The sequence below is a fragment of the Arthrobacter sp. C152 genome (genome assembly GCF_054890965.1).
Genome location: NZ_JBTZSU010000044.1, coordinates 1 through 22,467 on the forward strand (window position 1 = coordinate 1; position 22,467 = coordinate 22,467).

At 68.2% G+C, this 22,467-nt stretch carries 20 protein-coding genes and 1 pseudogene; 10 read left to right on the top strand and 11 right to left on the bottom strand.

Features of this window, described 5'->3' with window-relative positions:
- From ACYSM9_RS19550 to ACYSM9_RS19580, 7 genes and pseudogenes are all read right to left on the bottom strand, one after another.
- Window positions 1–715: pseudogene (locus ACYSM9_RS19550) on the bottom strand (HNH endonuclease); the annotation flags it as partial.
- A 173-nt stretch (window positions 716–888) separates the two neighbouring features.
- Window positions 889–1,272 (bottom strand): RNA-binding S4 domain-containing protein, encoded by a 384-nt coding sequence (locus tag ACYSM9_RS19555; RefSeq protein WP_461858613.1) that lies wholly within the window; start codon window positions 1,270–1,272, stop codon window positions 889–891.
- Window positions 1,273–1,318: 46 nt separating this feature from the next.
- The gene (locus ACYSM9_RS19560) at window positions 1,319–2,491 is read right to left on the bottom strand and encodes a sulfite oxidase (RefSeq protein WP_461858614.1); all 1,173 of its coding nucleotides are present in this window, start codon (window positions 2,489–2,491) and stop codon (window positions 1,319–1,321) included.
- Window positions 2,492–2,680: 189 nt separating this feature from the next.
- Entirely contained in the window at window positions 2,681–3,103 is a 423-nt protein-coding gene (locus tag ACYSM9_RS19565) for a DUF4282 domain-containing protein (protein ID WP_461858615.1), read from the bottom strand.
- Window positions 3,104–3,188: 85 nt separating this feature from the next.
- Window positions 3,189–4,037 (bottom strand): SDR family oxidoreductase, encoded by an 849-nt coding sequence (locus ACYSM9_RS19570; protein WP_461858616.1) that lies wholly within the window; start codon window positions 4,035–4,037, stop codon window positions 3,189–3,191.
- Window positions 4,038–5,042, bottom strand: a complete 1,005-nt coding sequence (locus ACYSM9_RS19575) for an aldo/keto reductase family protein (protein ID WP_461858617.1) — start codon at window positions 5,040–5,042, stop codon at window positions 4,038–4,040.
- 27 nt (window positions 5,043–5,069) lie between these two features.
- Complete coding sequence (locus tag ACYSM9_RS19580; protein ID WP_461858618.1) at window positions 5,070–5,768, bottom strand: hypothetical protein; 699 nt, start codon at window positions 5,766–5,768, stop codon at window positions 5,070–5,072.
- A 163-nt stretch (window positions 5,769–5,931) separates the two neighbouring features.
- Between ACYSM9_RS19580 and ACYSM9_RS19585 the strand changes: the two genes are divergently transcribed.
- On the top strand, window positions 5,932–6,330 hold the full coding sequence (locus ACYSM9_RS19585) for a YchJ family protein (RefSeq protein WP_461858619.1): 399 nt from the start codon (window positions 5,932–5,934) through the stop codon (window positions 6,328–6,330).
- Here ACYSM9_RS19585 and ACYSM9_RS19590 read toward each other — a convergent pair whose 3' ends face one another.
- From ACYSM9_RS19590 to ACYSM9_RS19600, 3 genes are all read right to left on the bottom strand, one after another.
- Window positions 6,331–7,167 (bottom strand): TIGR04086 family membrane protein, encoded by an 837-nt coding sequence (locus tag ACYSM9_RS19590; RefSeq protein WP_461858620.1) that lies wholly within the window; start codon window positions 7,165–7,167, stop codon window positions 6,331–6,333.
- 64 nt (window positions 7,168–7,231) lie between these two features.
- Window positions 7,232–9,232: an acyl-CoA dehydrogenase family protein gene (locus ACYSM9_RS19595; protein ID WP_461858621.1), complete on the bottom strand. Its 2,001-nt coding sequence runs from the start codon at window positions 9,230–9,232 to the stop codon at window positions 7,232–7,234.
- Between the two features lie 61 nt (window positions 9,233–9,293).
- A complete protein-coding gene (locus tag ACYSM9_RS19600; protein WP_461858622.1) occupies window positions 9,294–9,596 on the bottom strand; it encodes a hypothetical protein in 303 nt (100 codons plus the stop codon).
- Between the two features lie 241 nt (window positions 9,597–9,837).
- On the opposite strand from ACYSM9_RS19600, the gene ACYSM9_RS19605 reads away from it, so the two are divergent.
- From ACYSM9_RS19605 to ACYSM9_RS19620, 4 genes are all read left to right on the top strand, one after another.
- Window positions 9,838–11,295 carry a DUF3375 family protein gene (locus tag ACYSM9_RS19605; RefSeq protein WP_461858623.1) on the top strand — a complete coding sequence of 486 codons (1,458 nt, stop codon included), beginning with the start codon at window positions 9,838–9,840 and terminating at the stop codon, window positions 11,293–11,295.
- Window positions 11,288–12,103 carry a DUF4194 domain-containing protein gene (locus ACYSM9_RS19610; protein ID WP_461858624.1) on the top strand — a complete coding sequence of 272 codons (816 nt, stop codon included), beginning with the start codon at window positions 11,288–11,290 and terminating at the stop codon, window positions 12,101–12,103. Before ACYSM9_RS19605 ends, ACYSM9_RS19610 begins: the two co-directional genes overlap by 8 nt.
- Entirely contained in the window at window positions 12,100–15,564 is a 3,465-nt protein-coding gene (locus ACYSM9_RS19615; protein WP_461858625.1) for an ATP-binding protein, read from the top strand. The genes ACYSM9_RS19610 and ACYSM9_RS19615 overlap by 4 nt, the downstream gene beginning before the upstream one ends.
- Before the next feature lie 190 nt (window positions 15,565–15,754).
- Window positions 15,755–16,387 carry a hypothetical protein gene (locus tag ACYSM9_RS19620; RefSeq protein ID WP_461858626.1) on the top strand — a complete coding sequence of 211 codons (633 nt, stop codon included), beginning with the start codon at window positions 15,755–15,757 and terminating at the stop codon, window positions 16,385–16,387.
- 54 nt (window positions 16,388–16,441) lie between these two features.
- Here the strand turns inward: ACYSM9_RS19620 and ACYSM9_RS19625 are convergent, their stop codons facing one another.
- A complete protein-coding gene (locus tag ACYSM9_RS19625; protein WP_461858627.1) occupies window positions 16,442–16,936 on the bottom strand; it encodes an FBP domain-containing protein in 495 nt (164 codons plus the stop codon).
- Window positions 16,937–17,283: 347 nt separating this feature from the next.
- Here ACYSM9_RS19625 and ACYSM9_RS19630 point away from each other — a divergent pair, with 347 nt between their 5' ends.
- Genes ACYSM9_RS19630 through ACYSM9_RS19650 form a run of 5 tightly spaced genes read left to right on the top strand, consistent with a single transcriptional unit; the run spans window position 17,284 to window position 22,419 of the window.
- Window positions 17,284–18,375, top strand: a complete 1,092-nt coding sequence (locus ACYSM9_RS19630; RefSeq protein ID WP_461858628.1) for an iron-siderophore ABC transporter substrate-binding protein — start codon at window positions 17,284–17,286, stop codon at window positions 18,373–18,375.
- 10 nt (window positions 18,376–18,385) lie between these two features.
- Entirely contained in the window at window positions 18,386–19,468 is a 1,083-nt protein-coding gene (locus tag ACYSM9_RS19635) for a FecCD family ABC transporter permease (RefSeq protein ID WP_461858629.1), read from the top strand.
- A gap of 20 nt (window positions 19,469–19,488) precedes the next feature.
- Window positions 19,489–20,562 carry a FecCD family ABC transporter permease gene (locus ACYSM9_RS19640; protein WP_461858639.1) on the top strand — a complete coding sequence of 358 codons (1,074 nt, stop codon included), beginning with the start codon at window positions 19,489–19,491 and terminating at the stop codon, window positions 20,560–20,562.
- Window position 20,563: 1 nt separating this feature from the next.
- Complete coding sequence (locus ACYSM9_RS19645; protein WP_461858630.1) at window positions 20,564–21,379, top strand: ABC transporter ATP-binding protein; 816 nt, start codon at window positions 20,564–20,566, stop codon at window positions 21,377–21,379.
- On the top strand, window positions 21,376–22,419 hold the full coding sequence (locus ACYSM9_RS19650; protein WP_461858631.1) for a siderophore-interacting protein: 1,044 nt from the start codon (window positions 21,376–21,378) through the stop codon (window positions 22,417–22,419). Before ACYSM9_RS19645 ends, ACYSM9_RS19650 begins: the two co-directional genes overlap by 4 nt.
- Window positions 22,420–22,467: the final 48 nt, after the last annotated feature.

The window sequence follows — 22,467 nt, forward strand, 5'->3', positions numbered from 1 at the left end:
CGGCGACGCCCTCGGCGACGGGCAGCAGCGCGGTCAGGTAGGCCATGGTGTCCGGTGCCGGGCGCAGGCTCACGCACCGCTCACCCACGGCCCGGGACGCACGCTTGGCAACCGAGGCGGGGTCCCGCCGATACGCGGCGGCGCGGACCGCGGCGATGATCGCTTTGTCGCCGGCGCCGTCGAAGGTGCCGGTGAGGGTGCCGGTGTCGGCGGCGAGCTCCTCGTCCACCGCGGCACGGTCCTCAACAGACAGGCAGATCGTTTCCTTCACCACCAGGGTGGCCCGCCACTCATTCAACCGGCCGGCCCGGAAAGCGGCGAACGTGCGCGGCATCCCGGTCAGGGCCTTGGCCAGGCCCAGCAGCCGGGAACCCTTCGCCGGCGACTCCCGACGCGCCAGCGCGACCTGTGCTGCGACCCCGGCACCCTGCTCATCAGCCGGCACCCCGGCAGAGGCTTGCTCCCTGCGCTGCCACAGGTCAAAAGCAACAGCGGCCTCAGCCTGCCAGGCACCCGCCAGGCACTTCAGGTCCTCCAGCCCGCGGATCTGGTCGATCAAACCCGGACCATCAGCAGCAAGCGGAACGGAACGCAGCAGTGCCAGGACATCGCTAATGGAAGGCGCAGCAGGCGTGGATTGAAGCGCGTCAGCAGCAGACGGGGCGGGAATCAACGCCGCCACTTCCGTCTCCGCCAGTTCCAAAACCGCTTCCATAACCCAAGTCTTCCAGCAGGGTGTGACAGTAATAGCCACCCAATATCCCTATGTGGAAAACGTTCCTATGTGGAAAACGCTCCAGGCAAGACCAGTGGAACGAGAGCCGGGACACGAAGCCGGCCCACGCCGTCGTACTCAACGACCTGGGGTGCGACTGACGCCTTGGACGTTCAGGCCTGGCCGCGGAGTCGCTCCATCTCGCGGCGGTCCTTCTTCGTGGGGCGGCCCGTGCCCCGGTCCCGCTGTGGCAGCCCAAGCGCCGGGGCAAGGGGCCGCGGCGGCGTATGGTCGGTGAAGCAGTGGGATGCCGCCTCAGCGCCCACACGCTTGGCAATGAGCCGCCGCACCTCGAGGATGCGCTCATACCCCGGCATGCGGACGGTCACGGTATCACCCGTCACCAGGGTTGCCGAGGCCTTCGACGGACTGCCATTGAGGCGCACATGCCCCGCCCGGCACGCTGCCGTTGCCGCCGAGCGGGTTTTGTAGGCGCGGATGGACCACAGCCAGGCATCGATGCGGACACTTGCTGGGGCGGAAGGAAGGCTGGTCATGATTGGCACCGAGTATAGCCCCGGTGCGCCGGCCAGCATGTGGTGACTAGCTGTCTTCCACCGTGACGCTCACGCGCTGCACCACATTGTTGCCCATTCCCTGGTAGTTCCAGTTCTGCTCCAGGGGCTGGGTGGCGCCGGTGATATCCGTGGCACGGCAGCTGATGACGTGCTCCCCGGGTTCGGCAACCCAGGGCAGCGTCCAGCGCCGCCACGCGAAGCCGCCGGCCGGTTTGTCCAGCTGGGCAGGCAACCACGTTCCATCGATGCCCACCTCCACCCCCGTGACCGCACCCTCACCCGACCAAGCCCTGCCCTGCAGCAGGACCGGGCCGGGACGCAGAACCCGGTGCCGGGTGAAGAAGTCCGGGACTCCGGGCGGGACCATCAGCGAACGCACGCGGATCCGGGAAACCGGCCGGCCGGCGTCGTCCTCGGAATCCTGGTAGCGGTAGGCGACCTGCTGCTGGTAGCCGGTGAACGGCGCCGTGACCACCTCGATCGACTCAAGCCATTTGACGCTTGCCATCCCGTACCAGCCCGGAACCACCAGCCGCAGCGGGTATCCATGCTGGGGCGGCAGCTCCGCGCCGTTCATTTTGTAGGCAAGCACGACGTCGGGACGAAGCGCCTCACGGATCGGCAGGCTCCGCGCGTACTGGTGGGCCACCCCGCCCTGCACGCCCGCATCATGTCCGGTGAAGACGACCTCGGCCGCGTTGGGCAGCACGCCCGCCTTTCCCAGGAGGTAAGCCAGCGGCACCCCCGTCCAGTGGGCTGTTCCCACTCCCTCCATGACCCAGGGCTGGCTCAGCGGCCGTGGCTCCAGGAGGGACCGGCCGTTCCCGGCACACTCAAGTGTGACGGGAACGGTGATGGCCGGGTCCCTGCGGAGCGCGGCCATGCTCAATTCCAAAGCGCGCTCCACTGCTCCGCCGATCCGCACGTGCCATGACTCCGCGTCAATGTCCGGAATATCGAAGTGGGTCAGCACATAGTGGAGGCCCGGCGGCGTCACGTCCCGGCGGAGCGCCTCCAGCGGCATGGAATGGTTGCGGGCCGAGAGCTGGAGTTCCTCAGCCGTGATACCGCCCGCCGCCGGCCCCGCCGCCGGATTGGCACCGGCGGCGGGGCTTGAGGGTGCTTGCGGTGCTTCCTGTGCTACCGGTGCAGCCGGTACGGGGCCGCGGGCGGGGGGCTGCTGTTCGGTGTAGGTCATGGCCCTGCGATTCTGGTCTGTGGACTGCGCTTCCGTGGACTGGGATTGCCGTGGATTGGGATGGTGCCCTGCCACAGGTTTACGCCGTGGCCACGGACCCGTCAACGCCTCCGCCCTTTGGCGACCCTTGTCAGCCTGCCGGGACCCTCGCAGCCTCCCGGAACCGTTGCCAGTCCGCCGGGACGCTTGTCAGCCTGCCGGCGGGGCCGTGGGCGGTTCGTAGCCCTGCGGATAGTTGTAGCCGGACGGGGAGGACCCCGGGTTTCCCGGTGCCTGTCCATACGGGTACTGCGGCGCCGCGCCGGCGTAGCTCGGGCCGCCGGCGGACGGCCCGCCCTGCAGCCGGACCAGCTCGGCCGTGTTCTCAGCCGTGCGGATCCCGGCGATCAGAGATTCCAGGCCGATCCGCGCCAGGGCCAGGTAGATCAGGACAAACAGCGGCCCGATGACCAGTAGCACCAGGAACCCCATCACCGGCTGCCGCGAGGCGAAGGCTGCGATGACGAAGAAAAGGTACGTTACTGCCAGGCCGATCATGATCAGGATGTACACGATCCTGGCGATCGACGGCGACACGAACCTGGTAAATGAAAGGTCGAAAAGGTTTTTCATGGTCCCCCAATATGTATGCCCGCCACGGCGGGCCGGTTGATGACGAAGCCAGCGTAACAGCGGCCCCCGACATCACACGCCCGCCCTACAGGACGGGCCGGGTCAGGAACTCCGCCAGGCCGATGGGATCCTGGCCGGTCAGCCCGTGCATGTCCGGGGACAGCCCGCCCATCTCGCCCGCGGCGACCGCCGTGTAGGTGCTGACCCACGCATCCAGCTGCCACTGCGGGGCGCCATAGGATGCGCGTGATGCGTAGGCTTCCTCGATGGTCTCGTGCTGGTACGAGATGGACCGCCCTGTCCCCGCGGAGAGGATCTCCGCGGCCTGGGCCAGGGTCAGTTCCTCGGGCCCGGTCAGGTTGTACGTCTTCCCCTTGTGGACCGCGGGGTCGCGCAGTACCGCGTGGGCGCAGCGGGCAATGTCCTCCCGGGCCACCGCGGAGAGCATCCCGTCCCCGGCAGGGCCGCGGATCACGCCGTCCCCACCTGCCAGCAGCGGAAGGAAGTCGAGGTAGAAGTTGTCCCGAAGGAACGTGAAGTCCATGCCGGAGGCCTTGATGCGCTCCTCGGTGGCGTAGTGGTCCCTGGCAAGGGTGAAGGTTGCGTCCGGTGCCGCACCGTAGAACGACGTGTACACCACGTGTTCCACGCCTGCTTCCGCGGCCGCATCCACGAAGGCATAGTGCTGCTGCCGCCGGTCCTCGGCTTCCGCCGCCGACACCATGAACAGGACCCTGGCCCCCTCCAGCGCGAGCCGGGCCGCCGCGGAATCACCGTAGGTGCACACCACCGGGGACGCCTGGTCCAGTTCCGGGGCGCGGGCGGCGTCCCGCACCAGCAGGCGCTGGGCGGAACCCGACGCGGCGAGATGCCGCGCCACCATTCCGCCCAGCCCGCCGGTGGAACCGGTGACGGCAAGGCCGGGCAGCGCCACTTAGGCTTCCCGGGTTGCGGGCGACTTGGTCTGCGCGGGGTCGCGCTCCGCCAGCGATCCGATGGCGTCGTCGATCTTCTTCAGGACCTCTGCTTCCAGCTTCACGCCCGCCGCGCCCACGCTGTCCGCGATCTGCTCCGGCCGGGACGCGCCGATGATGGCGGACGCCACATTGGGGTTCTGCAGCACCCAGGCGACCGCCAGCTGCGGCATGGACAGTCCGGCCTCGGCGGCGATGGGTTTCAGTTCCTGCACGCCGGCCAGGACGTCGTCGCGCATCCAGCGCTGGATCATTTTGGCGCCGCCTTTTTCGTCGGTGGCGCGGCTGCCCTCGGGGGCGGGCTGGCCGGGCAGGTATTTGCCGCTGAGGACGCCCTGGGCCATGGGGGACCAAACGATCTGGGAGAGGCCCAGTTCCTCGGACGCCGGGACCACCTCGGCTTCGATGACGCGCCAGAGCATGGAGTACTGCGGCTGGTTGGAGATGAGCTGGAAGCCGAGTTCCCTGGACAGCTTGTGGCCCTCGCGCAGTTGTTCTGCGGTCCATTCGCTGACCCCGATGTAGAGCGCCTTGCCCTGCCGGACAATGTCCGCGAACGCCTGCATGGTTTCCTCCAGCGGCGTTTCGAAGTCGTACCGGTGGGCCTGGTAGAGGTCAACATAGTCCGTCTGCAGCCGGCGCAGCGAGCCGTTGATGGACTCCATGATGTGCTTGCGGGACAGCCCGAGGTCGTTCTTGCCCTTGGGGCCGGTTGGCCCGAAGACCTTGGTAAAGATTTCCAGGGACTCCCGGCGCTCGTCCTTCAGTGCCTGGCCCAGGACGGTTTCCGCTGCCGTGTTGGCATAGACGTCGGCCGTGTCGAACGTGCTGATGCCGGCATCGAGGGCCGCGCGGACGCACTGGGCGGCAACGTCGTTTTCCACCTGCGAGCCGTGCGTCAGCCAGTTGCCGAACGTGATCTCTGAAACTTTGAAGCCGCTGTTACCGAGGTATCTGAATTCCATGGCTTTCACGCTAGCCCAGATGGTTGCTCAGGGTAAGGGTTTTGTCCCGTTCCCTGGGCCCGCGGACGCTGCGCCGTTCCGCTCCTGTGCCTGTTCCTTGATGGCCTGGGGCGCGGAGAGGGACACCAGCGAACCGGTATCGAGCGGTGCCAGCGGGTGCGGCGGCTGTGGTTTCTTGAACGACCGGGGCAGTTCCTGGGGCGGCCGGCCGTTGTGGAGCGCAGACTCGACCAGTGGGGCGACTTCCACCACCTTTTCGGCAGGTACCGCAGGGTCGGGGAGGTCCCGGACGGACAGTTTGATTTCCGGTGCGGCGGCGCGGGCCCTGGCCATGGCGCGGGCATCGGCGTCGGCGACGGCGGAGGCCCAGTCCTCCGCGAGGACGGGCGGCTCGCGGCGGGCAACGGCAAGGGTCGGGTGGCGTTCGACGGCGGTGCGGAGCGACTTTGCCATCCTGTCCGGCTTCAGCGCCGCCACGCGTTCCCGGAAGGGCCGGCGCCGCCCGGCCGGTTCTGTGGCCTCCGCGGTGCCACCCACAGGACCGTGTGACTTGCCCAGTGTGCGCCTGCCGAACAGGACCATCAGCACGACGGCGGCGAGCCGGCCCAGTCCCGCCAGGACCAGGGTGATGACGCCCAGCAGGAAGAGGACGAAAAACATCATCAGCGCCATGCCCACAGTGCCGAGGAAGGTCAGGTTGAGGATGAGAGTGTCCGGTTGCTCCACGTCTTCTCTCCTCTCTCCCGGCGGCCTGGGCCCGCGGCCGGCACATCGGGCCGGGGGCGAAGCTCCTTCTCCACCATACGGATTTTTGCTCCGGCGTGCCGCCTGCTCGGCCTGCCGATAGGGGTTGTAGCAAAGCTGTTATCGGATATGACAGCATCCGGGTATGACAAGAATCGAGGGCGAGGACAACTGCGTGTGCCTGTCGGGTGAGCAATACCGCGAGTGCTGCGGGAGGTTCCACTCCGGCGTGTCGGAGGCGGCAACGGCGGAACAGCTCATGCGCTCCCGCTACGCCGCGTATGCCCTTCTCGACGAGCCCTACCTGCTTCGGACCCACCACCCGTCAACGGCCCCCGCCGGCCTGCCGCTGGACCCGGAGGTGGAGTGGCGGCGGCTGGACATCCTGTCCACCAGCGGAGGCGGCCCCTTCGACACAGAGGGAACCGTCGAATTCAAGGCCTATTACCGGCACGGCAACGAGCGTGGCACCCTTCACGAAAACAGCAGGTTCGTCCGGGACAACGGCCGCTGGCTGTACGTGGACGGCGACATCCGGGGCTGACTACTTCCCGTCGTCGTAGTATTCGCTGTCCGGCGTGAAGCCGGCACGGTCCACTTTGCGGTGGAACCGCATGCCCGCCAGGCCGCCGAGGACAGCACCGACGAGGGCCACCGCGGCGACCACGACGGCTGCGATGATGCTGGTGGTGGTGAGCTGGCCTTCGTTGATGGGGATGCGCGGGAAGCTGTTCAGGTTTGCCAGCACGTTGAACTGTTGGCCTGCCACCAGGCCCAGGACCGCCACCACGATCGCCGCGATGAGCGCCCAGATCCACACCATCAGCCCTTGCTTGGCACCGTTGAACCGCGCCATCCGCCCGGCCACGTAGCCGCCGCAGTAATAGGACAGGAAGAGGATCACCAGCAGCACGATGATGCCCACCAGGCCCACCGTTCCGCTGTTCTGGGCCGCCTGGTTCACGGCTGCGTTGACGTCCGTGTTGCTGGCAAGGCCTACGGCAGTTCCGGCCGCCGCCACCAGGGCCGTCAGGAGCACGGCCATCCCGGTGGCGGTAAGCCAGCCGAAGAAGGCAGAACCGGCTTTGATGCCGCCGAAACGCTCCTTCTGCCGCGCGACGGCGGTTTCCCGGTCCGCCAGCGCCGGGTCCACCACGGGTGCGGCAGCCGTTGGCGCGGGCTCGTACGCCCGCTCCGCGGCGGGTTCGCGGTAATAGTCGCGGTCATTCGACGTGGCGGGGGCCTGGTCGAACGAGCGCGTGGCGGCGTCATCGGCGGCGGCCTCGCGATAGCTTCCGCTTCGGGTTGTTCCGCTGCGGGTGGTTTCGTCCTCCCGGGCGTGGCGGGGAGGCAGGTTCTCTGGATCCGTTGAGCTGCTCATGGCACCACTCAACCACCCGCCCCACTTGGTAGCAAGCGTGCTTACTATTTTGTGACCTGCGGTTTTACCGGTATTTCCGGTGCAGGTCCTGCCTTTTCGACGCCCCCGGCGAAGCATGGGCGATCCACGGACCTGTGCCCTCGGACTGGTCCAGGACGCCCGCCTCCAGCCAGGTGTATTCCCCGGCGAGGACCCTGCGTGTCAGTTCATGGTCGGCGTCGTCGGTGTTCCGCCACAGCCGGTCGAAGTACTCGTCAATGCGCACCCGCGCCTGTTCACAGTAGGCGTCGGCGAGCTCATACGCGCTGGCACCCCTTTCCGGCGCCGTGTTCAGGAGCATCTCCGCCCGGACGCAGCAGGCCGTCATGGCGAAAAGCTCGGCACCGATGTCCACCACCCGGCCCAGGAACGCCTGCTTCCGCTCCAGTTTCGCCTGCCACCTGCCCATGCCGTAGAAGGTCTGCCGCGCCAGCCGGCGGGATGAGCGTTCCACGAACCGCAGGTGCCTGGCGAGGCGGCCGAATTCGTTGTACGAGCGCGGGTCCATTCCCGCGCCTGCCACCAGCTTGGGCAGCCACTTGGCGTAAAAGCCGGACGCTCCGACGGCGGCCTTCGCTTTGTCTGCCAGGCTGGCATCGAGGGACGCGAGGGCACCCGCGGCGGCAAGGTGCGCATCAACGGCTTCCCGGGCGATGAAGAGCTTCATGATCTCCGAGGACCCCTCGAAAATCCTGTTGATCCGCAGGTCCCGCAGCTGCTGCTCGGCCGGCACCGCCCGCTCCCCGCGCGCCGCCAGCGATTCGGCCGTCTCGAAGCCGCGTCCGCCACGGATCTGCACCAGCTCGTCCGCTATCTGGCAGCTGATCTCTGTGGCCCAGAGCTTCGCCAGTGCAGCTTCGATCCGGACGTCCTTCTGTCCCGCATCGGCGAGTTCAGCCGAGAGTTCGAAAACAGCATCCAAAGCAAACGTCGAAGCCGCGATGAAGGCGATCTTCTTTCCGACGGCCTCGTGTTCGCCCACCGGCCGGCCCCATTGGGTCCGCGCGTTGGACCATTCGCGGGCGATCTTCAGGCTCCAGCGGCCGGAGGCGACGCAAAGGGCAGGCAGGGCCAAGCGGCCTGTGTTAAGGGTGGTGAAGGCGATCTTGAGGCCCTGCCCTTCGCGGCCCAGCCGGTTCGCGGCCGGGACCCGCACCTGGTGGAAGCGGGTCACGCCGTTTTCGATCCCCCGCAGACCCATGAAGGCATTCCGGTTCTCCACCGTGATGCCCGGGGAATCCATCTCCACCACGAAGGCGCTGATGCCGCCCTTGTGTTTGGTTCCATCGGCGTCGGTGTGGGCGGGGACCAAGGCCATCACCACCACCAGTTCCGCGATCACCCCGTTGGTGGTCCAAAGCTTCACGCCGTCCAGAAGGTAAGCGTCGCCGTCGTCCGTTGGTGTTGCCGTGCTGCCCATCCGGGCGGGGTCGCTGCCCACGTCCGGTTCGGTGAGGAGGAACGCGGTGATGGCCCCGGCGGCGCAGCGGGGGAGGTACTCGCGCTTCTGCGCCGGGGTGCCGAAGACCTTGACCGGCTCGGGGACGCCGATGGACTGGTGGGCGGAGATGAGCGCACCGAGGCTGGGGTGGACGCTGCCGAGCAATGCCAGGGCGCGCCCGTAGTACACCAGGGACAAACCCAGGCCGCCGTATTCCTCGGGGATCTTCATGCCGAAGACGCCCAGGTCCGAGAGGCCCCTGATGTACTCGTCCGGAATCTTCGCCGCACGCTCAATGACGCGGCCGTCCATGGTGCGGGCATAGTCGGTGAGCCGCGCCATGAACGCCTCACCCCGCTCCACGTCCGCAGGCTCCGGCGCGGGCCACGGGTGGACCAGGCCAAGGTCGAAGCTGCCGAGGTACAGGCCCTTGGCGAAGCTTGGGCGTTCCCAGCCGGAGGCACGCGCGGCCTCCGTCACCGCGCGGGCGTCCTCCGCGGTGGCTCCGGCGCCGATCTTGCCGGCAGGGACGGGGATTTCCTCAGCCGGGGCGTCTTTGGCCGGGCTGTCAGTGGCGGAGCTCATGGGTTATCTCCTAGGCCGGATGGGCCGGTGTAGCCATGGATCCGCCGGGTTGGAGAACCCTTCAGCTGTCCCTCAAGATTACCCGCGGGTAGGTTCCCGTACTAGGGGACGTTTGGCCTTGGAATTCGCCGGACAGATCGACGGCGGCGGCGCCGTGGACCAGCCGGTCCCAGCCGGCATTGATCCCGTGGACCACCGCCAGGAGGGTGTTGACCACAGCCATCCACGTCAGCTTTCCCACACCCAGCAGGACCAGGGCCACCAGCCCCGCCATGAGGACGAAAGCGGCCAGGACGGCTGCGATGGCCAGCGTCCCGATAAAGACCAGCGTGGCTGTTTCCACTGCGCTTAGATCAAACTGCATGAATCCCCCTGCGACATTGCGGTGGCGAATAACTGCTGTGGTGAAGATCGGTAGCAGAAGCGTAGGGGGACACTCCCGCGGCCAGCCATAGCTGCCACGCGCGGGCGCGCCGGTTGATACGGGATCGAGATACTACCGCGTGGTAGGTCACGGGGTGGTAGCGGCGGCTGCGTTAACCTTGTAGTTGGCAGTTTCCTGCCGCCACCCCTTTGCAGTCTGCCCACAAGCCCAAGGAGAGTGTGTGCCCCGCTCAGCCAGGTCATCTGCTGACGCCATCAGCGCCCGGCTCCGGGACCTCGAACTCCTCACCAAGGGGCCCGCGTGGGCCCTGACGCGTTCGGCACCCTGGGTGATTGCCGTGCTGCAGGCATCCTTTACCCGCACCCGGCCGCAGCTGCCGCTGGAGGAGTTCCACGCCGACGTCGACTCCTTCCTTGAGGAGCTGCGCCGCCAGGACCCGGGGCTGGGAGGAGGGGCGAACGGAAAGTCCTTCGGCGACGAGTGGACCCGCCGCCAGTTCCTGACCCGCCGGAACCAGTCGGGCCAGATCGTGTATGAGGTCACCGAACCGGCCGCCCGCGTGCTGGCGTTCCTGGACAGCCTGTCAAGCGAACGCTCCACCCTGAACGGCTCCCGGCTGGGCACGCTCCTGGGCGACGTGGAGAAGCTCGCCAACGAAACCAACCCGGACCAGAGCGCCCGCCTCGAAGCCCTCGAGGAAGAGATCGAAGAGCGGCAGCAGCTTATCCAGGACATCAGCAGCGGCGAATTCGACGGCCTGCTGGACGATGACGAGGCTGTCGAGGCCGCCGGGAACATCCTGGACCTCGCCGCCAGCCTGCCCGCCGACTACAAGAAGATGCGTGACCGGATCGAGGAACTGGTGGGCGGCCTCCGCAACCAGATCATCGAAGAGTCGCTGACCAAGGGCGCCACCATGGCCCAGGTGCTGGAAGCGGATAAGCGGCTCCGCCAGAGCCCCGAAGGCAGGACCTTCCGCTCGTTCACGGCCTTCCTGGAGGACCCGCAGCAGCAGCTGAGGTTCCGGTCCGCCATCGGGGAAGTCCTGAGCCGGCAGTTCGCCGACGATCTTTCGCCGGAGGACCGCGAAACCCTGAAGAACCTGGTGGCCGAGCTCCGCCAGCAGCACAGCCAGATCCAGCGCATCTACGGCAAGCTCAGCGAAAGCCTGAATACCTACGTCCAGAGCGACGACTTCCGCCAGTCCGTCCGGCTGCGGCAGGTCCTGCGGGAAGCGGAGCAGGCCATCCGGTCCCTGCCGTACGAGCGCGAACGCGCCGGGCTGGTCCCCGGCCCTGTGCTGTTCAACGCGGGGTTCGAGTCGCTGTCCATGGTGAAGCTCTTCGACCCCGACGAGTTCGCGGCGCCGCCCCGCCTGGCCGACCCCATCGCCTTCACCGACTCCGACCGCGTGCGCTCGCCGAGGACAGGCAAGGCGAGGCCGGAGGTGGTCCGAGCAGCCCTGGCCGGTGCCGCCACGCTCGCGGACGCCTGGCGGCAGGTGCCGCCGGAAGACCAGCACATCAACACCATCCGCGCCCTCCTGTCGGAGGCCCTGCATGCCGGGGCCGGCTTCAACCGCAGCGATGTCGAGGGCCTGGACTTCGAACAGATAGACGGCTCCGTCCGCAGGGCCTACCTGCCCGTGGTCACGCTCGCAAAGGATTCAGATGACTGAGGAAATCACGACGCCGGTGGACGAGCCGGTGGTTGAGGCTGCCGAACCCCCGATTTCGACAAGCCCCACCACGGGGGCAGTCTCGCCGCGCGACACCTTCGTCGACGGCGCCGCGCTGTTCCCGGGGGACACCGGCGTGGTGCCCATGAAGGTCCGGCAGGCGCTGGTGAAGCTCCTCAAGGGCCCGTACGTGGACGGCGGCCGGGACGAGAAGCTCTGGACCGTCCTGCTGGACAACCAGGTGATCCTGCGCAGCCGCCTGTCGGAACTGTTCCTCACCCTGCAGCTGGACCACGAGCGGAAGATCGCCGTCCTGCGCCCCGTGGACCCGGACGTCATCGGCGGGGGTGCGCGGTCCAGCATCCTCCGGCAGCAGCGGGCCCTCAGCCGGGTGGAGACCATTGTGCTGCTCCGGCTCCGGCTCCTCCTGGACCGGCATGTCACGGCCCAGACCGATCCCACCATCACCCGTGAGGAGATCACCGAGCTGGTGGCGCACTACCAGCCCGCCGGACAACAGGACGCCCTCCGCGACGCCGACGTGGTGACCCGCGCCATCACCAAGCTCCTGGCGCGCCAACTCCTGCTCCCCACGGGCCTGGACGACGTCTACACGATCTCCAACGCCCTGCCCCTGGCCCTCCCGTTCGAAAACATCGGCGACATCCCGGCCCATATCGAGGCCCTGGTCGCCGCATCCGCGGACCAGTCGGGAACGGAGCCTCTGATCGACCTCGACGCTCAAGGTGAGGACGAGAACGACGACGACGGTGCTGCCGCCCCGACCAAGGAAGAGGACACCAAGTGACGATCGCGAGCATGCTGCCGTTGGGGGACGTGACCAACCCGGGCCAGATGCGGCTCGCGCTCGTGCAGGTGGTCAACTGGGGAACGTTCCACGGGGCGCACACCATGCACGTGGACCGCAACGGGACGCTGCTGACGGGCAACTCGGGCGTGGGAAAGTCCACCCTGTTCGACGCGATGCTGCGGGTGTTCGATGCGCGGCCGCGGTCCAACGAGGCCGCCGCCCAGCGTTCGGGGGCCGTGGAGGACAAGCGGACCACGTTTACCTACATGCGCGGGAAGGTGGGGGACAAGGCCGTGGGCGAGGGCTCGGCCAGTGCCTTCCAGCGACCCGGGGCCACCTGGTCCGCCGTCGCGCTCACGTTCGACAATGCCGCCGGCACCCGGGTGACGGTCTCGGCGCTGTTCGACCTGCCCAAGAACGGCACCGAGTCCAGCGTTGGCCGGTTCTACCTGATCGACAACGTGCCCCTGGACCTGGAGGCGGTCGAGGGGATCGCGGACAAGCGCTTCACCAAGGGTGCGTTGGAAACGATCTTCCCGCATGCCCAGGTGTTCGACGTCCACAAGGCCTTCGCCGAGCGTTTCAGGCGCCTGCTGGGGATCAGTTCGGACCAGGCGCTGCCCCTGCTGCGCGTGATCCAGGCGGGAAAGGGCCTCGGCGGCAGCGTCAACACCTTTTTCCGTGACCAGGTGCTGGATGCCCCGGCGACGCTCGCCGCTGCCGATGACGTAGTGGAGGAGTTCAGCAACCTGATGTCCATCCGGCAGCGTCTGGAGGATGTCCGGCAGCAGCGCGACCAGCTTGCCCCGGTTCCCGGCCTGAACCGGGAATACGCCCAGTCGCTGCTGGACGCAAACCGGCTGCGGGAACTGGTGGGCGAGGAATTCGAGGCGTACAAGCAGAAGCTCGCCGTCACCGTCCACCAGAAGACGCTGGCCAGGTTCAAGGAGCTGGCGCAGGCGAAGGCAAAGGAGCTCGGCGCCGAGCGTGCGGTTCGTGACAACCTGGCCAAGGAATTGCGTCAGCTCGAAACCGACTACAACAACCAGGGCGGCAACGCGATCTCCGCGATCGAGCAGTCGCTGGAGAACGCGCGCGTGGGCCTCAAGCTCCGCCGGCAGGTGGAGGAGGCGGCACAGCAGGCATTGGCCGACGCCGGGCTGCAGCTTGAGTGGAGCGCCGCCGGCTGGGAGCAGGCCCACGAGCAGGCGGCCGCCCGGTCGGCTGAGCTGAAGGACGATTCGCAGGCCCTGCAGGAGCTGAGGTTCGAGGCGTTCGACGCCCACGCCACCCGCAAACGCGAGCTGGCCGCCGCCGAGCAGGAACTCGTGTCGCTGAAGACGCGCAAATCCCTGCTGCCGCCGTCGAGCATTGAAAACCGGGCCGCCATCGCTGCCGCAACCGGCATCCCCGAGGACCGCATGCCGTTCGCCGGCGAACTTATGGACCTCGCCGAAGGGCAGGAGCAGTGGCGTCCGGCGGCTGAGCGCGCGCTGCGGAACCTGGCCACCACCTTGCTGGTCCCGGGCGAGCACTTCGGCGCCGTCACCCGCTACCTCAACGGCCACACCGTCCGCGGCGCGCTGCGGGCGGTGGATGTTTCCAAGCCGCTCGCCGGCGGTGCGCTCGCCGTCGAGGACGTGCGCGACGGCGACCTGCTCACCAAGCTGGACATCCTCGCCTCCGCCGCGGCTGCTGAGGCCGGCGAATGGGTGCGGGAGAGGATCGCGCTCGACTTCGCCTATCCGTGCGTCGAGGACCCGGATGAGCTCGCGGCACTGGACAAGGGCCTGAGCCTGGGCGGCGTGGTCAAGCGCAACCGCCACACCGTGGAGAAGGACGACCGCTTCACCAGCCGGCAGGATTACGTCCTGGGCTTCGACAACGCCGCCAAGCTGGAGCTCGTGGCCGGGCAGGTCGAGGATCTCCGGCAGGAACTGGCCAAGGCCGCCGAGCTGGCGCAGAGCCGCGAGGACTCCCACCAGGGCATGAGCCGCCAGCTCGACGCCCTGCAGCGCATCGCCGAAGACGACCGTCCCTGGGAACAGGTGTCCGCGGCCGTCGCGGAGGATGAGCTGTCGCGGATTGAGCAGCGGCTCAAGGACGCCCTCGCCGCACAGGCGGACCTGGAACCGCTCCGCGCCACCATCGAGGAGGCCCGGCAAAAGCACCAGTCCAGCACCGAGTCCGCCGCGGTCCTGCAAAGCGAATACAAGGCACTGGACCGGCAGCTGACCTCCGCCGATTCCCTCCTCGACGCCGCACGTGAACGCCTCACCCAGGCGCCGCCGTCGGACGCCACCGTCTCTGCGCTGGAGCCCTACTTCGCGGAGTTCGGCGACGTGACCGAGATGCACGAGCTGGACAACCTGGCCAACCGGGTCCGGACCGCGCTGATGGCGGAACTGCACGCCGCCGAATCACGCGGCCAGGCAACCGCCGAGCGGCTCACCCGCATCTTCGAGGGGTTCGTGCGGGAGTGGGGCAGCGCCATCTCCGCCGACCATGGCACCAGCATCGGTGCGGCCAGCGAGTTCGAAGCCCGCTACCACGCGATCGTGAACGACGGCCTGCCCGCCCAGGAAGCCGAATTCCGGCAGTTCTTCAACCAGCGCACGCATGAATCGTTCAGCACCCTGTTGCACCTGCTCGACGAGGAACGCCGCTCCATCACCAGCCGCATCCTGCCCCTGAACGGCATCCTCTCCCAGGTCAACTTCCACGAGGGAAGCTACCTGGAGCTGGACATCAAGCAGACGCTGCCGCCCACCGCGAAGCAGTTCAAGGACGCCATCCAGAACGCCCTGAAGGCCCGGCACACCCGGCCGGCCAAGCCAGACGCGGCCAGCGCCGCCAAGGGGGACGGCCCGGCGAGGGACGACGACGCCGAGCTCACCGCGCGCTACAAGTCGCTGGAAACCCTGGTCAAGCGGCTCGGATCGCAGGCGCCGGAGGACCGGCGCTGGCGGGCCGAGGTGCTCGACGTCCGCGGGCACCTCTTCATCCAGTGCAAGGAACACCGGGACGTCACAGGTCCCCGCGGCGCCAAGAAGACCGAGGTGTTCATGCACGCCGACACCGGGTCCATGTCCGGCGGGGAGCGGCAGAGGTTCACCGCGTTCATCATGGCCGCCGCCCTCAGCTACCAGCTGGGCATCGCCGAGCAGGGATTCACCACCTACGGCACGGTGATGATGGACGAGGCCTTCGTGCTCGCCTCCGAGGAGTTCGCCGGGGCAGGCATCAAGGCGCTGCACGAATTCGGGTTCCAGCTGCTGCTGGCCGCACCGGAGAACGTGATCGACCTGTCGCGGCACCTCGGCTCCGTCACCGAAATCCTCCGGGACCGCCGCACCAACCGCTCCGGTGTGCTCACGGCGCCGGTGATCCGCCCCCGCCCGGGCGAGGAGGGTGCCTGGCGCTCCGAGGCGAACCCGGTGGACATCGTCCTGCGCTGAAAAGCTGAAAGCCAAGTCCATATAACAAATGGGTGGATTTATCGGCCCGGCTCTGGTGGACGGCATTTTTGCTGTGCCAATCTGGGCCGTACCAATCCACCTCGCCTGACACAATCCCCCAGGTACTGCGGTTTGCTGGGTCCGCACTGTTCCCCGAGAGAACGATGGCGTCCTCTTGAAAGGCAGTCCCATGCGCCCACCACAGCCCGCAGTTGCCTTCCTTGCCGCGGCCGCTGCTGCCGTCCTGCCCCTGGCGGGGTGCGCACCAGCCGCAGCTCCGTCCATCGTTCCGGCGGCCACCCCGACAGCGGTGCCGGCTTCGGCCGGTGCGGCGACCTATACGTTCCCGGACGGCAGGCTGTCCTTTACCCACCCGGCCGGCTGGCGCATCGAGCATGAGCAGATTTTGGCGTCACCCGCAGTGGAAACGGCGACCGTCCGGGATGCCGCCGGCACCGCGCGCGTCACTATCTACTACAGCGAGGTGGGGGACGCCACGGGCGGCCCCGCCACCAGGTTCGTCCTTGACGCCGACCCCGTGCCCGGGCTGGTGGACCAGTCCGTCCCCACGCCCCATGCATCGTTCTATGCCGACCACGTAGCCGGCACTGTCCAGTACCGCCTGGGGCTGACGCCGGGGCTTCCCGTCTCGCCGGAGGGGAAGGTGCAGTACGGCCTCATCATGCTCGGCCACCGCATGCTGACCGCCGATGTGCTGTTCACCGGTGAGCCGTTCGCCGGCGACCAGGAGGCTAAAGCCTGGTACTGGGGCAGCGACGGCCAAGCGCTGAAGGCGCTGCTGATGAGCTTCTCCTACCGTTGACGGAAGATCGGGGAGGCCCCTTCACCACCGTGACAGGGGCCTCCTCCTGCGCCTTTAGGTGCCGCGGACGCGGGCCAGGAACTGGTCCGCCCGGTCCTGCAGGCCCTGGATCTGGCGCTTCACGACGACCGCCGGGTCCGGGTTGATCTCGTTGGCCGGGGGTTCCTTGCGGACGTTCGCGCAGCAGAGGAAGTCGGCGCAGATCAGGGTGCCGACTGTGTTGCCGTCCCGGCCGGACCGGCCCGCCCGCCTGGCGACCCAGAGCAGGACGTCGTCCTTGGAGAATACGTCCCGGCACAGTTCGCAGAGCACCGAGCGGTTTTTCCTGGCGCCGCCTTCCGGGGCGCGCAGCATAATCCCGGTGGGGCCTTTCGGTCCGGGGACCACCAAGTAACCGCGCAGCGGCATTTTCGCGTCCCGCCAGCCAAGGAATTCCAGGCTGTCCCAGTCGAGGGAATCGAAGTCCTTGGGCAGCGTGAGCTTGGCGGCCTCGGAGCGGCTGGCGTTGATAAAGGATGAGCGGATCTGTTGGGGCGTGACTGATTGCATGGCTGAACTTTCGGTAAGGATGGGGCCCGGTGACGGGCGGGGCAGCGAGGGGTCAGTCGCGCTCCGCGGAGCAGGCCAACGCGGCCACCCCGCTCTCCACGGCAGCGGCGGCCCGGGAGGCCTTCAGCGTGCGCATTGTCCCTGGAATCCCCGTCCATGTTCAGCTGCCCGGCTGGTTCCGCGCCGGGCAGGCAAGGTTATCCTGCCGCATTCACTCCGCCCCTGTCCAAGGCCGGCAAGAATGTGGACTTCGTCACGTAGGCCTATTAGGTGACAAAAAGCTTGCGTAATACTGATTTGGATAGGTTAGCCTTACTTAAGTTTGCATCAGCCACTTAAGGAGCCCCGTGACTTCGCCCCTCTTCCCCGGCCCCGTTTCCACCCGCCGGACGCTGTTTTCCTCGGCAGGCAAAGCTGCCGCCGTCCTCGCTGCCGCGGCCATGACGCTCTCGGCCTGCTCCACCGGTCCGGCGTCCTCCACGGCCGCCACCAACGCCTCCACCTCCAGCGGCACGCAGTTCCCCGTCACCATCGAGCACGTCTTCGGCAAGACCACCATCGAGAAGCAGCCCACCCGGGTAGCCACCGTCTCCTGGGTCAATGACGACGTCGCCATTGCCCTGGGCGTGGTTCCGGTGGGTGTCCCCAAGAACGAGTGGGGCGGCAACGACAAGGGCTCCACCCCCTGGAAGGATGCCGCGCTCGAGAAACTCGGTGCCGGCTTCGGCTCCGCCAAGGCGCCGGTCCAGTACTCGGAGGCCGACGGCATCAACTTCACCGAGATCGCCAAGCTCAGCCCGGACGTCATCCTGGCCGCCTACTCCGGACTCACCGAAGAGGACTACAAGAAGCTCAGCGAAATCGCCCCCGTGGTGGCCCACCCCGAACTGGCTTACGGCACCTCCTGGCAGGACTCCACCACCATCATCGGCAAGGCCCTCGGCAAGGACGCCGAGGCCGCGAAGCTGGTGACGGATACCGAGGCCACCATCAAGGACAAGGTGGCCACGTTCCCCCAGATCCAGGGCAAGAGCTTCATTTACGGCAACCTTGAACCCGCCAAAGGCGACGGCGTGAACGTCTACACCGCCAACGACAACCGGCCGCGTTTCCTGAGTGAAATCGGCATGAAGCTGGCCCCCGTGGTGGAGGACAACTCCAAGGACTCCAAGGAGTTCTACATTCCCTGGTCCGCCGAGAAGGCGAACGAACTGCAGTCCGACATCTTCGTCACCTGGGTTCCCGACGCCTCCACCAAGGACGCCATCAAAGCCGACCCGCTGCTCAGCCAGATCCCCGCGATCAAGAGCGGCGCCCTGGTTGCCGACTCGGACAACACCCTGACCCTGTCCATCTCGGCATCCTCGCCGCTGAGCCTGCCGTGGTCCCTGGACACCTTCCTGCCGCAACTCGCCAGCGCCGCGGACGCGGTGAAGTAGGGGAAGCTTCATGGGTACGACGACGACACTCCCGGAAACGGGCAACGGCACCCGCGTGCCGGCCCGCGCAGCCGGTGGCCCCCGCCGCGGTGATGCGCCGGGGAGGAAGCATGCCGCCTGGCTGCCGGCCGCCGTCGTCGTACTGGTACTGCTGGCCGCAACGTCCCTGGCGGTGGGCGCCCGGGACGTTCCCCTCGCCACTGTGTGGCAGGCCCTGACGGCCTTCGATCCCGCCAACGGCGACCATGCGGTGGTCCATGCCCGGATCCCGCGCACCGTCCTGGGCCTGCTGGCCGGCGGCGCCCTCGGCCTGGCCGGCGCGGCAATGCAGGGCGTGGCCCGCAACCCGCTGGCCGATCCCGGCATCATCGGCGTCAACGCGGGCGCCGCCCTGGCGGTGGTGACGGGCATCTACGTCTTCGGCGTGGGGACTTTCTCCGGCTACATCTGGTTCGCGTTCGCCGGTGCTGCCGCAGCCGCCGTGGTGGTGTATCTCATTGCCTCGCTGGGCAGGGAGGGGGCAACCCCGGTGAAGCTGGCCCTGGCCGGGGCGGCGCTGAGCGCCGGACTGTACTCGCTGATGAACGTCATCCTGGTTTCCAGCCAGGACACCCTGGACAGGTTCCGTTTCTGGCAGGTTGGTGGAATCGCGGGGCGGGACTGGTCGGTGATCCTGCCGGCGCTGCCGTTCCTGGCCGCGGGCGCGCTCATCGTCCTCCTGGCGGGGCGGATCCTCAACAGCCTTGCCCTGGGGGACGACGTCGCCCGGGGCCTGGGCCAGCGCGTGGGCCTCGCACGCGCCGTGACCGCCCTGGGGATTGTGCTGCTGTGCGGCTCCGCCACGGCGCTGGCGGGCCCCATCGGGTTCCTTGGCCTGGTTGTCCCGCACGCGGTCCGTTTCCTCACCGGCCCGGACTACCGGTGGATCCTGCCCTTCTCCCTGGTCCTGGCTCCGGTGCTGCTCCTTGGCGCGGACATCATCGGGCGTGTGGTGCTGCTACCGGGTGAGGTCCCGGCCGGCATTATGACGGCCCTGGTCGGCGCCCCCGTGTTCGTGTGGCTGGTCCGGCGCGGGAAGGGGGCCGGGCTGTGAGCCTCCTTAAGCCCCGCGAGATGGCACTTCGCAGCAGTCCGGCGCCTCAACATTGGGGTTATCTGCCACTTCGCGGGGTCAACCGGACAGCGGTGCTGGCGGCCGGAGCCGTGGTGATGTTTGCCGTGTCCGTGCTGCTGGGCAGCTACACGGTGACCATCCCCGACTTCTTCACGATCGTCCTGAACCACCTGACCGGCGGCGCGAAGATTCCGGGGGCCAGCTTCATCGTGATGGAAAACAAACTCCCCCGGGCGGTTGTCGGCACCCTGGTCGGGATTGCGTTCGGCCTGGCCGGTGGACTGTTCCAGACCATGCTCCGCAACCCGCTGGCCAGCCCGGACGTCATCGGCATCAGTTACGGGGCCAGCGCGGCGGCGGTGGTGGCCATCGTGGTGTTCGGTGCCAGCGGGGGTGCCGTGTCGGGGGCCGCCCTGGGCGGTGCCCTGGCGGTGGCGGCCCTGATTTATGCGATCTCCACCGGCGGCGCGCTGCGCGGAACCACCCGGGGCAACGCCGCGAGCAACCGGCTGGTCCTGGCCGGCGTCGGGATCGCGGCCGCGCTGCAGGCAGTGGTCAGCTTCCTGATGACCCGCGCCGATATCCGGACGGCAGCGGACGCCCTGGTCTGGCTGAACGGTTCCTTGAATTCGGCCACCTGGGACCGTGCCGGAGTCCTTCTGTGCGCGCTCGCGGTCCTGGTCCCGGCGGCGGCCTTCGTCGCGGGTCCGCTGCGCATCCTGGAACTTGGCGATGACGCCGCCGCCGGCCTGGGAGTCCGCGTACGTGCCACACGGCTGGCGCTGGTGGTCGTCGCGGTGGGGCTCGCGGCGGTGGCGACGGCGGCGGCCGGGCCGGTCTCGTTCGTCGCCTTCCTCGCCGGCCCCATCGCCCGCCGCTTCACCGGCAGGGCCAGCCTCCCGGCGTCGGCCCTGGTGGGCGCCCTGATTGTCCTCACGGCGGACTACTTCGCCGCGAACGTTGCCCCCCTGCTGCTGGACGGCACTGTCCTGCCGGTGGGCGTCGTCACGGGCGCGCTCGGCGCCCCGTTCCTGCTGTGGCTGCTGGTCACGGCCAACCGAAAGGATGCCTGACGTGGCAGTTTTGACCGCCAAGGACCTGACGCTGAAATACGACCAGCGCTGCGTGGTGGAAGGCCTCAGCGCCGAGATCCCCGAGGGCAAGGTGACGATGATCGTGGGCGCGAATGCCTGCGGCAAATCCACCCTGCTCCGCGGCCTGTCCCGGCTCCTCAGGCCGGCCGCCGGCATCGTGGCCCTCGACGGGAAGGACATCCACTCCCGCCCGGCGCGCGAACTGGCCCGGACCCTCGGCCTGCTGCCGCAGCACCCCACGGCACCGGAGGGCATTACCGTCCGGGACCTGGTGGGCCGGGGCCGCTACCCGCACCAGGGCTTCTTCCGCAGCTGGAGCAGCAAGGACGACGCCGCGGTGCAGCGCGCGCTGGAGGCGACCGAAACGCTGGACCTGGCCGGGCGCGACGTGGACGAACTGTCAGGCGGCCAGCGGCAGCGCGCCTGGATCGCGATGGCGCTGGCGCAGGAGACCGACGTCCTGCTGCTCGACGAACCCACCACGTACCTCGACCTCGCGCACCAGGTGGAGGTCCTGGACCTGGTGACCGACCTGAACCGTCAACGCGGCACCACCGTGGCCATCGTGCTGCACGACCTCAACCTCGCCGCACGGTACGCGGACCACGTTATCGCCATGAAGGACGGCGCCGTCGCAGCGGTGGGCGACCCGCGCGACGTGGTTACCGAAGACCTCGTCCGGCAGGTCTTCAACCTCGACTCCCGTGTCATCCCGGACCCGGTGTCCGGAACGCCCCTGATCATCCCCATCGGCCGCCACCACGTCCCCGCCCACGAACTGGAGCTTGTCTCATGAGGACCCGCGAAACCACAGCCATGACTGAACCGATGACCCTGGCGTTCGACGTCACCGTGACCTCCGTCCGTGAGTTGAGCCCCACCTTCCGCCGGATCACCTTCGGCGGCTACTCGCTGCGGGATTTTGGCGTGCACGGCGACACCCTGGACCTGCGCGTCAAACTGATGATCCCGTCCCTGGCCGAAGACGGCTCAGCGCTGCCGCTGCCGGTCTTCGACATGGCCTCCTCCGGCTGGTACCGGGAATGGCTCGCCATGGACCCGGCCGTCCGCGGTTCCATGCGCACGTATACCGTCCGGCAGGCGCGGCTGGATGCCGTGTATCCGGAGATCGACGTCGACTTCGTCATGCACTTTGACGACCGCGGAAACGGCGGCCCCGCCGCCAACTGGGCGCTGAACGCCAAACCGGGCGATGCCATCACCATCATCGGACCGAACAACCGGGCCGCGCACTGCGTCACCGCAGAGACCTATTCGGGCATCGAATGGCGGCCGGGCCTTGCGCAGCGCATCCTGCTCGCCGGCGACGAAACCGCGGTCCCGGCCATCTCCGCCATCCTCGAAAGCCTGCCGCCGTACATGAGCGGGCACGCCTTCCTGGAAGTCCCCGAAGCAGGCGACTTCCAGGAACTGGCCTCGCCCGCCGACGTCGAAATCACCTGGCTCGCCCGCGGCGCCGCGATCGGACGCTTCCGCCCGCACGGCCAGCTGCTGCAGGAGGCGGTACGCAAGGCTGTCCCGGTGCCGGGCTGGGTAGGCATCAAGGCGGCCGACGGCGGCGCGGGCCCCGAGCCCGAGGACGTCAACGTGGACGAAGCCATCCTGTGGGAGACGCCCGCCCGGATGGAGGCCTCGGACATCCAGGCCACCAGGAACCCGGGAACGCCCGCCGGCGCCCTGCCCTTCTACGCGTGGATTGCCGGTGAGGCCGGGGCCATCAAGGACATGCGGCGGTACCTGGTCCGGGACGTGGGCATTGACCGGAAGCAGGTTGCCTTCATGGGGTACTGGCGGCAGGGCAAAGCGGAGGGGTAGCGCACCTGCTGTTCATCCCGCCGTCGTCCCTTCTTTTCCCGGCCCCGC